Origin of the sequence: Streptomyces sp. NPDC016459 (assembly GCF_040632845.1) — a bacterium.
Taxonomy (GTDB): domain Bacteria; phylum Actinomycetota; class Actinomycetes; order Streptomycetales; family Streptomycetaceae; genus Streptomyces.
This window is the reverse complement of the sequence record NZ_JBEYCR010000003.1, coordinates 201,804-212,827: the sequence shown is the minus strand read 5'-3', so window position 1 is coordinate 212,827 and position 11,024 is coordinate 201,804. Positions and strand designations below refer to the sequence as shown.

General features: G+C 74.8%; 12 protein-coding genes. 6 read left to right on the top strand and 6 right to left on the bottom strand.

The features are described 5' to 3' along the window. Positions 1-97: 97 nt before the first annotated feature. A complete protein-coding gene (locus tag ABZ567_RS11130; protein WP_360786927.1) occupies positions 98-502 on the bottom strand; it encodes a hypothetical protein in 405 nt (134 codons plus the stop codon). Between the two features lie 136 nt (positions 503-638). On the opposite strand from ABZ567_RS11130, the gene ABZ567_RS11125 reads away from it, so the two are divergent. Together ABZ567_RS11125 and ABZ567_RS11120 are read left to right on the top strand one after the other, a co-directional pair. After that, positions 639-1,418 (top strand): MBL fold metallo-hydrolase, encoded by a 780-nt coding sequence (locus ABZ567_RS11125; RefSeq protein ID WP_360786924.1) that lies wholly within the window; start codon positions 639-641, stop codon positions 1,416-1,418. A gap of 106 nt (positions 1,419-1,524) precedes the next feature. Beyond that, positions 1,525-2,190 (top strand): VTT domain-containing protein, encoded by a 666-nt coding sequence (locus ABZ567_RS11120; RefSeq protein ID WP_360786921.1) that lies wholly within the window; start codon positions 1,525-1,527, stop codon positions 2,188-2,190. Here the strand turns inward: ABZ567_RS11120 and ABZ567_RS11115 are convergent. The 3 genes from ABZ567_RS11115 to ABZ567_RS11105 all read right to left on the bottom strand — a co-directional run bounded on the left by ABZ567_RS11115 (position 2,170) and on the right by ABZ567_RS11105 (position 5,913). Then, positions 2,170-3,225 (bottom strand): MBL fold metallo-hydrolase, encoded by a 1,056-nt coding sequence (locus tag ABZ567_RS11115; RefSeq protein ID WP_360786918.1) that lies wholly within the window; start codon positions 3,223-3,225, stop codon positions 2,170-2,172. The two genes, ABZ567_RS11120 and ABZ567_RS11115, sit on opposite strands and share 21 nt — an antisense overlap. Positions 3,226-3,280: 55 nt before the next feature. Continuing rightward, on the bottom strand, positions 3,281-4,513 hold the full coding sequence (locus tag ABZ567_RS11110; RefSeq protein ID WP_360786916.1) for an aminotransferase class I/II-fold pyridoxal phosphate-dependent enzyme: 1,233 nt from the start codon (positions 4,511-4,513) through the stop codon (positions 3,281-3,283). 191 nt (positions 4,514-4,704) lie between these two features. Further along, a complete protein-coding gene (locus tag ABZ567_RS11105) occupies positions 4,705-5,913 on the bottom strand; it encodes a sulfite oxidase (protein WP_360786913.1) in 1,209 nt (402 codons plus the stop codon). Positions 5,914-6,202: 289 nt separating this feature from the next. On the opposite strand from ABZ567_RS11105, the gene ABZ567_RS11100 reads away from it, so the two are divergent. Together ABZ567_RS11100 and ABZ567_RS11095 are read left to right on the top strand one after the other, a co-directional pair. After that, positions 6,203-7,048: a methyltransferase domain-containing protein gene (locus ABZ567_RS11100; RefSeq protein ID WP_360786910.1), complete on the top strand. Its 846-nt coding sequence runs from the start codon at positions 6,203-6,205 to the stop codon at positions 7,046-7,048. 722 nt (positions 7,049-7,770) lie between these two features. Then, on the top strand, positions 7,771-8,109 hold the full coding sequence (locus ABZ567_RS11095) for a DUF6204 family protein (RefSeq protein WP_360786908.1): 339 nt from the start codon (positions 7,771-7,773) through the stop codon (positions 8,107-8,109). Between the two features lie 49 nt (positions 8,110-8,158). Here ABZ567_RS11095 and ABZ567_RS11090 read toward each other — a convergent pair whose 3' ends face one another. Then, positions 8,159-8,500, bottom strand: a complete 342-nt coding sequence (locus ABZ567_RS11090) for a hypothetical protein (protein ID WP_360786905.1) — start codon at positions 8,498-8,500, stop codon at positions 8,159-8,161. Between the two features lie 13 nt (positions 8,501-8,513). Next, positions 8,514-8,813, bottom strand: coding sequence for a LapA family protein (locus ABZ567_RS11085; RefSeq protein WP_360786903.1), 300 nt, complete (start codon positions 8,811-8,813; stop codon positions 8,514-8,516). A 132-nt stretch (positions 8,814-8,945) separates the two neighbouring features. On the opposite strand from ABZ567_RS11085, the gene ABZ567_RS11080 reads away from it, so the two are divergent. Beyond that, complete coding sequence (locus tag ABZ567_RS11080; RefSeq protein WP_360786900.1) at positions 8,946-9,710, top strand: GntR family transcriptional regulator; 765 nt, start codon at positions 8,946-8,948, stop codon at positions 9,708-9,710. 193 nt (positions 9,711-9,903) lie between these two features. Next, positions 9,904-10,992, top strand: a complete 1,089-nt coding sequence (locus tag ABZ567_RS11075; protein WP_360786897.1) for an adenosine deaminase — start codon at positions 9,904-9,906, stop codon at positions 10,990-10,992. The last annotated feature ends 32 nt before the right edge of the window (positions 10,993-11,024 follow it).

Below are 11,024 nucleotides of genomic sequence, written 5' to 3'. Positions count from 1 at the left end.
GATCCTGCGTCCGTGAGGCGACAGGTCACGTGTCAGGCCACGTGTCGGGCCGTGAGCCCGGCCGCGTGCGGAGCACCGTGGGCGGGAGGACCGCCGTTCAGCAGCCGTCGTACCCGGCCGTCGGCATGGAGAGCCGGCGGTGGACCCCCGCCTTGGCCGCCGCGTCGTACGCCGGTTCGTCGGGACAGACGGTCTCCACGCGCACCCCGCGCCGCGCGCACTCGGCGCGGAAGCCGGGCACGGAGGTCAACGCGCGGGCGAGGACCCGCTCGTTGGCTGCGACGAACAGGTCGACCGCCCCCGCCTCCACGTCCGCCCACAGGGCCGCGTGGTCGGGCCTGATGCCGTAGAACAGCAACTGGCGGGCGACCACGTACCCCTTGCCGTCGGCCCAGCGGGCACACACCGCGTGCTGGCGGCGCGTGTCGACAAGGAAGGGCTCGCTGTCCAGCTCTTCGAGCGGGGTGAGGCTGGCGATCGCCGCCACCCGAACGTCGTCCATGGGCCGACCCTACTGCGGTCCGGCACGGCCGAACATCCTCCGGCGCCCGCCCCGGGCATTTACCCTCGTTACGGAGGTACGGGACGGCCGTGGACATCGTGAACGGCGGCCGGAGCCCACGAGAGCGGAAGGCGGCATGCCGGTGGAGGTCACCTGGTGGGGTCATGCGACCTGCACGGTCGAGGACTCCGGGGTCCGCTTCCTCACCGATCCGCTGTTCGCCCGGCGGCTCGCCCATCTGCGGCGACGGCGAGGGGCCCTGCCCCCGCCCGAGGCGGCGGTCGCCGAGGCCGTCCTCGTCTCGCACCTGCACTCCGACCACCTGCATCTGCCCTCGCTCGCCCGGCTCGCGCCCGGGACCCTGCTCGTCGTGCCGCGCGGCGCCCCCGCCGCCGTACCGGGACTGCGCAGGCTCGACGGGAACGGGGTGCGGCTGACCGAGGTCGAGCCGGGTGACACCGTGACGGTGGAGGGAGTGACGGTACGGGCCGTGCCGGCGCTCCACGACGGGCGACGGCTGCCGGTCGGACCGCACCGCGCGCCCGCCCTCGGGTACGTCGTCGAGGGCGAGGCGCGGACGTACTTCGCCGGGGACACGGGCCTGTTCGACGGGATGGCGGAGGCGGTGGGGCCGGTGGACGTGGCACTGCTGCCGGTCGGCGGCTGGGGCCCGTACCTCGGACACGGCCACCTGGACGCGGGCCGGGCCGCCGAGGCGCTCGCCGCGCTGTCACCCGCGGCGGCGGTCCCGGTGCACTACGGCACGTACTGGCCGATCGGTCTCGACGGGGTCCGGCCGCACGAGTTCCACGCGCCGGGCGACGAGTTCGTACGGCACGCGGCCCGGCTCGCCCCGAAGGTCGCGGTCCATCGGCTCGACCACGGCGAACGGGTGCGGCCGGAGGTCGCGCGGTGAGGCCGGGGGCGACGGGGCGGGTTAGTACGGCGCGGCGGGCAGGGGCGCTCGGGCGGTCGGGGTCGACGCGTCGGCCGGGGGCGCCCGGGCGGTCGGAGGTCGCGCGGTGAGCGACGGGTTCACCCGGATCGTCGACGTGGTGCGGGAGCTCCCGCCGGAGTCGACCCAGCAGGCGGTCGGCTATCCCTCGCTGTTCCTGCTCGTGGCGCTCGGCGCGCTCGTGCCGATCGTGCCGACGGGCGCGATCGTCAGCTCCGCGGCGGTGGTCGCCTTCCACCAAACCTCGCCGCTCGCGCTGCTCTTCGTCTTCCTGGTGGCGGCGTCCGCCGCGTGTCTCGGCGACACCGCCCTCTACTGGCTCGGGCAGCGCGGGAGCCGCTCCCGCAACGGCTCGCGGTGGCTCGCCGCGCTGCGGCGGCGGGCGACCCCGGACCGGCTCGCCCACGCGCAGGAGCAACTCGACACCCATCAGGTGTCGGTGCTCGTGCTGTCCCGGCTCGTGCCGGCGGGGCGGATCCCGGTGATGCTGGCGTGTCTGCTCTCCGAGATGCCGCTGCGGCGCTTCGTCCGGGGGGACGTCGCGGCCTGCCTGGCGTGGGCGGCCACGTACCAGCTGATCGGGATCCTGGGCGGCTTCCTCTTCCCGGAACCGTGGCAGGGGGTCCTCGCGGCGGTGCTCCTGACGGTGCTGGTCAGCGCGGTCCCCGGCCTGTGGCGGCGGGTCCGGGGGGCGCCCCGCGCGGCCGCTCCGTCAGGGAGCGAGCACCCGTGAGCCGCCGACCGGCAGGTCCCAGAGGTCCTCGCGGGGCAGCCCGGCCTTCTCCCAGGCGGTCCTGACCCGGACGAGGGGTTCGAGGACCGGCTCGGAGGAGAGGACGAAGGTGGCCCAGTGCATGGGCGCCATCCGCCGTGCCCCCAGGTCCTGGTGGGCGCGGACCGCCTCCTCCGGGTCGGTGTGGACGTCACTGAGCCACCAGCGGGGGTCGTAGGCGCCGATCGGGAGCAGCGCCAGGTCGATGCCGGGGTACCGGCGGCCGATCTCGGCGAACCAGTGGCCGTACCCGGTGTCCCCCGCGAAGTAGACCCGTTGCCCGGCCCGGTCGGTCATCACCCAGCCTCCCCACAGGGAGCGGCAGGTGTCCAGGAGGGTGCGCTTGGACCAGTGGTGGGCGGGGACGAAGTCGAAGCGCACGCCGTCGACTTCGGCCGCCTCCCACCAGTCGAGTTCGGTGACCCGGCTGAACCCGCGGCGGGTGAACCAGCGGCCCAGGCCCGCCGGGACGAAGACGGGGGTGTGCCGGGGCAGCCGTTTCAGGGTGGGGGCGTCGAGGTGATCGAAGTGGTTGTGGCTGATGACGACGGCGTCGACGGGCGGGAGGTCCGCCCAGGGGACGCCGACCGGGGTGAGACGGGCCGGGGTGCCGAAGATGCGGCGGGACCAGACCGGGTCGGTGAGCACGGTGAGCCCGCCGAGCCGCAGCACCCAACTGGCGTGCCCCGCCCAGGTGACGGCGAAGGTGTCCGGCCCGGCGGGCGGGAGCGGGCTCGGCTCGAAGGGCAGCAGGGGGACGTCACGGAGGCCCTCGGGACGGGGGCGTACGGATCCCTCGCGGGCGAACCTGGCCAGGGCTCGGATGCCGGGAAGGGGCGCCGTGAGCCGGTCGGCGAAGGTGCGCGGCCAGTCCGACCGCAGTCGCCCGACGGGCTGGAGGACGGACGCGGGGGCGGGCTCGGCGCCGGGCACGGTGACGGGAACCGTGGCCGGGGGCTGTACGGCGTGCGCGGGCGGTGCCGTCCGTTCGGTCATCTGCGGACTCCGATCTGCGCGGGTCGTGCGGCTCGTAGGGGCTCTGCGGGCTCTGTCATCGGAGTTCCTCCAGGGCTCCCCCGAACTCCGTGAGGCCGCGGGTCACATGGGGGAGGTCCAGGGGGTTCCGGAACCGCAGCGTCTCGGCCCTCTCCTCCCCCGTGGTCCCCAGGAACATGCCCGTGTCGATCCGGACGCGCAGCGCGCCGAGTTCGTCACCGAAGCGGTGACCACCGCTCACCGGGACTCCGAGCCGCTCGGTGAGGTGGCTCTCCAACTCCAGGGAGTCGGTGACGCCCCGCGCGGCGAGGCCGGCCCGGAGCGGCCCGAGGTCGGCGTAGAGGTGGCGGCCGGCCGCAGGTGGCCGGGCGAGGGCGCCGGCGGCGAGGACGGCGTGGTGCGCGGCCCCGGCGAGGCGGCCGTGGACGGTGGCGGCGAGGCGGGCCCGTACGGTCACGTCCTCGGGTTCGTCGAGGGCGTGGGCGGCGGCGGGGGCGACGGGTCCGGGGACGACGGCGCCGAGGGCGGTGAGGACGTCGAGGACGCGGGCCCTGCGGTCGGTCCAGCGGTCGGCGCGGGACGGGTCGGTGGGCGGGAAGCGGGCGACGGCGCAGGGCCAGGCGGCCGGGGTGAGCGCGCCGCCGAGGTCGCTGACGACGGTCACGTCGTCCGGGCACATCTCGGCCGGGCTGAGGAAGACGGTGTCGTGGGGCTGGTGGAGGGTGTCGCGCCAGGTCTCGTCGCTGATGACGTGGAGGTCCTCGGCGACGGCGGCCTCGCAGGCCTCGCGGACGAGTTCGGGCGGGGCGACGGTGCCGGTGGGATCGTCGGCGACGGAGAGCAGCAGGAGGCGGGGGGTGCCGCCCTCGGCGCGGACCCGCCGGACCGTCTCCAGGAGGGCGTACGGGTCGGGGACGCCGCCGCACTCGGCGGGGGTCGGCACGTGGTAGGCCGGGTGGCCGAGGAGCCGGGCCTGCGGGGTCCAGCGGGCGGGGCAGGGCCGGGGCATCAGGAGGTCGCCGCCGTGGGCGGCGATCAGGGCGAGGAGGAGGGCGGGGGCGCCGGGGCCCGCCACGACGTCCTCGGGATGGGTGCGCAGCCCCCGGCGCCACCAGTAGCCGGAGGCCGCCTCCCGCAGGACGGGGCCGCCCCCTGGCGGCTCGGGGGCGGTTCGCTCTGCGGCCGCGGCGAGGAGTGCGGCGAGTCCCGGCAGGACGGGCAGGCCGGTGTCGGGGACGGAGGGGCCGTAGCGCACCGGGCCACGGCCGTCCGGAGCGGTCTGCCGCATGTCCCGTACCTCCTGAGCGGACGGGGGCGCCGATACGGCACCCCGTGCCCTTTATACGAAGTTTCGGGCGTTCCCGCCGCCCCAGACGTCACTTCATGCGACGGCGTGGGGGGTGCCGGTGCGGCGACGGCGAGGGACGGGGCCGAGCGGACCGGATGGGGTCGGGCGGGGCGGGGCGGGGTCGGGCGGGCTCAGACGACGGTCACGGGGTGCCGTACGACCGCGTCGAAGAGATAGCCCTGGGTGTTGTGGACGGCCCGTTCGGGCTGGGTGTTTCCGGCGGTGTCGGTGGTGCGGGAGAGGAGGGTGACCGGCCCGGTGCGGTGCGGGTTCCACGGCGCGGTCCAGCGGACCCAGCCGTTGCGCCGGGGGGCGTCGAGGAGCCGGGCGGGGCGCCAGCGGGCGCCGCCGTCGGTGGACACCTCCACCGTGCGGACGGGCGCGAGGGCGGACCAGGCGCGGCCGGTGAGCCGATGGACGCGGCCCGCCTCCAGGGTGGCGCCGAAGGGCAGTTGGTAGCCGGACTTGAGGGTCTGGCTGCTGATCGGGGTGCTGCCTCCTTCCGGGTGGGCGGTGCCGAAGAGCCGGTACCAGTCGGTGGACCAGGGCGATGCCAGCGGGCGGGTGGACACCTCGATGTCACCGAGCCACTTGATCGAGGCGATGCCGACCCAGGACGGGACGACGAGCCGGACGGGGAAGCCGTGGTCGTACGGGAGGGGCTCGCCGTTCATCTCGTACGCGAGGATCACGTCGTCGAAGGCCTTCGCGACCGGCAGCGGGCGGCGGACCCGGCCGTGGTCGACGCCGCCGGAGACGTACGGGTCGTCGAGGCCGCGCGGCAGGAGGTCGACGGCGTCGCGGGCGATCCCGGCGCGCCGGAGCACGTCGGAGAGGCGGGCGCCGCGCCAGCGGGCGGCTCCGACGGCGCCGAGGGTCCAGGCGGTGCCGGTGACCGGCTCACCCTGCTGGCTCGTGTAGAGGCTCCGGCCGTTTCCGGCGCACTCGATCAGGGCCGTACGGGTGACGCAGGGCAGGTCACGGAGCTGCCCGTAGGTGAGGTGGACCGGGGTGCGGCCGTGGAGTCCGTCGCCCCAGAGCGTCAGGTGCCAGTCGGCGGCGTCGAGGACGGGGGTGGACGTGTGGTTGCGGACGAAGAAGCGGTCGGCGGGCGTGAGGAGCCCGGTGTCGGCGAAGCCGTCGAACCGCGCCTCCGCGTTGGTGCCCCGGACGGTGAAGTGCTCGGGCGGCAGGGCCTTGACGATCCCGGGCACGGCGAGGGCGCCGGTGGCGGCGTACGCGGGGGCGGCGGTGGCGAGCCCGGCGACGGCGGAGGCGGCGGGCCCCGCCGCGAGCAGCTTCAGGAGGGAGCGGCGGGCGGGCGCGGGTGAGTTCGGCACGGGACTCCTCGGCACGTGGCAGCGGCGAACCACCGGGCGGCGGCGCGCCGATAGTAGGTGCGCGGGGGCGGTTCGGGCGGTCTGTTCACGGTGCTGTCACAGAGGGTTCGTCAGGTCTGGCCTGAGGACCGGACGACGGTCGCGGTACGGGCTGCCCCGCAGCAGAGTCGTACGGTCGCGGTACGGGTCGCCCGAGGAGGAGAAGTCCACATCACAAGACGCGGGTCTCATCATTCGGCACGCGTGCGTACGGTGGGAGCACGCACCCGCCACCGAGGGAGTCGCTTCCATGACGCACGCCTCCGCACCGTCCACCCCCGACGGGGCCCACGAGACCGCCGTCTACACCCACGGTCACCACGAGTCGGTCCTGCGCTCGCACAGCTGGCGGACCGCCGCCAACTCGGCGGCCTATCTGCTGCCGGAGCTGCGCGCCGGCCTGGACATCCTGGACGTGGGCTGCGGGCCCGGCACCATCACCGCCGACCTGGCCGCCCTGGTCGCACCCGGCCGGGTGACCGGGGTCGACTCGGCCGAGGACGTCCTGGCGAAGGCCCGCGCCGTGGCCGCCGAACGCGCTCTGGACAATCTCGAGTTCGCCGTCGCCGACGTGCACGCCCTGGACTTCCCCGACGACTCCTTCGACGTCGTCCACGCCCATCAGGTGCTCCAGCACGTCGGCGACCCCGTACGGGCGCTGCGCGAGATGCGCCGGGTGTGCCGCCCCGGCGGTGTCGTCGCGGCCCGCGACAGCGACTACGGGGCCTTCGCCTGGTTCCCCGAACGGCCCGCGCTCGACGGCTGGCTGGATCTGTACCACCGCGTCGCCCGCGCCAACGGGGGCGAACCCGACGCGGGACGGCGCCTGTTCTCCTGGGCCCGGGAAGCCGGCTTCACCGAGATCGCCACGACGGCCGCCACCTGGTGCTTCGCCACCCCCGACGAGCGGGCCTGGTGGAGCGGCCTGTGGGCGGACCGTACGACCGACTCCGGTTACGCGGACCTGGCCGTGTCCGGCGGCCACGCGACCACCGCCGAGCTGGCGTCGATCGCGGAGGCCTGGCGGGAGTGGGGCACGCGGGACGACGCCTGGTTCATGGTCCCGCACGGCGAGATCCTGTGCCGGGTGTCGTGACGGTTGCCCCGCGTGGAGCGGCCGGAGTGTCCTGACGGGTGCCCCGCGTGGGGCGGGGTGTCCTGAGTCCCTGCCAGGGGCTCAGCCGCCGTCGCGGGCCTGCTCAGTAGAAGTGGTGTACGCCCAGGCAGTCCGGGTTCTGATCGGGGCAGCTCGGGTGGGGCGTCGGATCCGGGTCGGGTGTCGAGGGCGGCTCGTGGACGACCGGCGCGGGCGGCATCGCGAAGGCGCCGCAGAGGCAGGCTCCGCAGACGCCCGAGAACCGGGGCTCGCCATGACGGAAGCGCGGATGTCCGCACCGGCACTCCTGTGTCGCCCACGCCGCCATCTCCGGACCCCCCGTCCCGTCGCCGTCTCCCCGCCAAAGTAGCGACCGGTCCCCCGCCCCGCCCCTCCCCCAGCTCGGTCGCGTCCGGAACTCGTAGGCGTACGGCAGGGGTTCGTCGGCCAGGCGGCCAGACCTCGCCCAGGATCTCGGCGCGGGGCCCGCAGCGCGGGGAGAGGGTTGTCCGGGCCCAACGGGGACGCGGGCAGCGTCAGTACGGCACGCCGTACGGTCGTCATCGCCGCATGGAACACGCGCCGGGGCGCCCTGACGTTCCCCGGGGCGGGCTCCGCCCGCACCGCCGGATATTCCCGGCGGCGCCGCGGCCCCCGCCGTAGGGTGGACGGTCGGCGGGCTGATCGGCGGCCGGGGGACCACGGTGCGGGGAGTACGAGGAATGGGCACGCAGCACACCTACCGGGTGATCGTGCGCGGCACGTTCGACGGCCTGTCGGAGGAGAGCCGGTCCCGGCTGCTCGCCGAGGTGGACGCGCACGGGCTGACGGCGATGCAGTTCACGGAGCAGGGCTCGCTGTCCTACGACCGGACGCTGAAGCACTTCTCGTACCGCCTTGCCGTCGTCTCCGACGCCGAGGACGGCGACGAGATGGCGGGCGCGCTCGCCGAGGACCGGGTGGAGACGGCGCTCAGGGAACTCGGCCACGGGCACGGGGCGCTGCGCTCGACGGTGACCGACGTCGACACGATGAAGATCAACTACAAGCGCCGAGCCTGACGTCTGCCTCGTACGTCGGTGTGGGGACGTCCCGCTCCGTTCACGGTACTCAGCGGCGGGCCGTCCGAACCCGGAGCGGGCAGGTCTCACCCTTCCGTACGACTCCGATCATGACGATGGCCCGGCGGTCGTCGAGGCCCGCGCCCGCGGCCGGGTACTGCGCGCAGACCTGCCACCTCGGCGGCCGGAGGACGCGCCGGTCGCGGCCGCTCACGTCGTGGACGTCGAGCCGCGCTCGACGGTCCAGCCGGGTGAGGACACGTCGGAGCCCCTGACCGAGGAAGTCCGGCATCGGACGGCCCCGGGGGTCGGCGTCCGCCCTCGCCGTCGCCGTCTCCTGGGTCGAGGTCACCGCGAGTGCGGCGAACGCGAGGACCGCCCCCGCGCCCACGACGGCGGCCGCCTCACGTCCGTCTCCGGGCCGCGAAGGAGAAGCCGCAGGCGACGCCGATGAGGGTGGTCGCGAGGAGCGCCAGGTAGAACGGCATGGTCACCACGGGGGTCAGGAGCCTGATCCTGACCTGGCCGGTGTTCCGGAAGATGAGGACCAGGGTGATGACCGCGAGCGCGAGCATCGCGATCCGGCCCGGCGTGAGGGCTTCGTTGAGTCGGGACCCGCCCCCGCCCCGTGCTCCCGTGACGTCTTCTTCGGACTCATGCCCGGCCCTCTCCTCCGTCGTGTGCCGTCGGTCGTACGCGGCCACCGCCGTGGGACCAGAATGGGGTGAGCGCGGCGTCACCGTGGCGGTGTGGAGCGCCGTACGGATGACTTGTCAGACAACGCGGGCCGACTACGGTGGTGCCGGACACCGGCGGGAACGAGACGAGGAGCGGCCGTGGCGGTCAGCGGACAGCGACGGCGACCGGTCGTCGCGCTCTACGAGCGGATCGCGGACGCCGTGCACGACGGCACCTATCCGCCGGGGTCGACGCTCCCCTCCGAACCCAAGCTCGCCACCGAGCTGGGAGTGAGCCGGCCCGCCCTGCGCGAGGCCCTGCTGCTGCTCCAGGAGGACGGTCTGCTGACCGTGCGTCGCGGGGTGGGGCGTACGGTCAACGACCGCCCGCCCCGGCGCGGCTTCGAGCACGTCCAGCCGCTGGAGGAGCTGATCGGTGCGGGAACGCCGCTGCGGGTGCGGGCGCTGCTGCGGACGGTCGAGGAGCCGACCGACTTCACGACCCAGCACCTGCTGGCTCCTGCCCGCGCCGAACTGCGGTTCTGGGAGTCCGTGCTGACCGGAGAGGGTACGGCGGCGGCGCTGAGCCACGAGTGGGCGACGGCCGACGGCCTGCTCGACCGGGTGCACCCGGAGTTCGCGCGGGCGCTGCGGGCGACGGACCCGCGAGGCGCCGGGCGCGGACCGGCCGTCTCCATGCTGTCGGTGCTCATCGGGGCCTCGCGCGACACGGCCCTGAGCGCGCACAGCGGGATCACGGCGACGCTGCTCGGGCGGCGGCGGGGGGAGCAGCTGGGCCGCCCCGCGGACACCCCCGCCGTCCTTGTCACCCAGGTGGTCCGGGTGGGCGAGGTCCCGGTCCTCGCGGCCAAGCACATGCTGCCGACGGGCGTTCCGGCCCTGCCGGTACTCCAGTCCCACTAGGGCGCCTCGTCAGGCCCGTCGGCACCGTTGGTCAGGCCACGACGGCACCCCGCGCCGGGCCGTCACAGCGCCACCGGCCGGGCCCCGGCGGCACCCCTGCCCCGGGCCGTCACAGCACCGCCGGCCGCGTCGGCTGGGCCCCCGTCAGGCCCGTCACTGCGCGCGCCTCCCCCGTCGCGTACACTTCCCCGCCATGCACTTGTCTGACAACCTCGCCACGCCTGCCGCCGCCACCGTCTCCGAGTGGATCCGCCGGGCCCCCAAGGCCGTCCTCCACGACCATCTCGACGGTGGGCTGCGCCCCGCGACCATCGTCGAGCTGGCGCGGGAGTGCGGCTACACCGCGCTGCCGACCGAGGACCCGGCCGCGCTCGCGGTCTGGTTCCGGGACGCCGCCGACTCCGGTTCGCTGGAGCGCTACCTGGAGACCTTCGCCCACACCTGCGCGGTGATGCAGACCCGTGAGGCGCTCACGCGCATCGCGGCCGAGTGCGCCGAGGACCTTGCGGCGGACGGTGTCGTCTACGCGGAGGTCCGCTACGCCCCCGAGCAGCACCTGGAGGGCGGGCTGACCCTCGACGAGGTCGTCGAGGCGGTCAACGACGGCTTCCGCGAGGGCGAGCGCAGGACCGGCGGCCGGATCACCGTCCGTACGCTGCTCACCGGCATGCGCCACACCGACCGTTCGCTGGAGATCGCGCGTCTCACCGTCGCGCACCGGGACAACGGCGTCGCCGGCTTCGACATCGCCGGCGGCGAGATCGGCAACCCGCCGGCCCGCCACCTCCCCGCCTTCCAGCACCTGAAGCGGGAGAACTGCCACTTCACGATCCACGCGGGCGAGGCCGTCGGCGCCGAGTCGATCCACGAGGCCGTGCAGGTCTGCGGCAGTGAGCGGATCGGCCACGGCGTGCGGATCACGGACGACATCGCGGAGGACGGCACCCTGGGCCGGCTGGCCTCGTACGTCCGGGACAACCGCATCGCCCTGGAGGTCTGCCCGACCTCCAACCTCCAGACGGGCGCGGCGAAGGACTACGCCTCGCACCCGATCGACGAGCTGCGTCGCCTCGGCTTCCGGATCACGCTCAACACGGACAACCGGCTGGTCTCCGGCACCACCATGAGCGAGGAGTTCCAGCACATGGTGGACGCCTTCGGGTACGGCCCCGAGGTCTTCGAGGAGTTCACGGTCGCCGCCCTGGAGGCCGCGTTCCTGCCGCTGCCGGAACGGCAGCGGCTGATCGACGAGGTGGTCCGCCCGGGGTACGCGACGCTCTGACCGTCGCCCGTGGGGGGGGTGGGGCCCGGCTT

Bases quoted from the DNA above. Each gene is read 5' to 3' on its own strand.
- ABZ567_RS11110 (WP_360786916.1), bottom strand. From the start codon at position 4,513: ATGCGGCAGACCGCTCCGGACGGCCGTGGCCCGGTGCGCTACGGCCCC.
- ABZ567_RS11075 (WP_360786897.1), top strand. From the start codon at position 9,904: ATGCACTTGTCTGACAACCTCGCCACGCCTGCCGCCGCCACCGTCTCC.
- ABZ567_RS11130 (WP_360786927.1), bottom strand. From the start codon at position 502: ATGGACGACGTTCGGGTGGCGGCGATCGCCAGCCTCACCCCGCTCGAA.
- ABZ567_RS11100 (WP_360786910.1), top strand. From the start codon at position 6,203: ATGACGCACGCCTCCGCACCGTCCACCCCCGACGGGGCCCACGAGACC.
- ABZ567_RS11115 (WP_360786918.1), bottom strand. From the start codon at position 3,225: ATGACCGAACGGACGGCACCGCCCGCGCACGCCGTACAGCCCCCGGCC.
- ABZ567_RS11125 (WP_360786924.1), top strand. From the start codon at position 639: ATGCCGGTGGAGGTCACCTGGTGGGGTCATGCGACCTGCACGGTCGAG.
- ABZ567_RS11095 (WP_360786908.1), top strand. From the start codon at position 7,771: ATGGGCACGCAGCACACCTACCGGGTGATCGTGCGCGGCACGTTCGAC.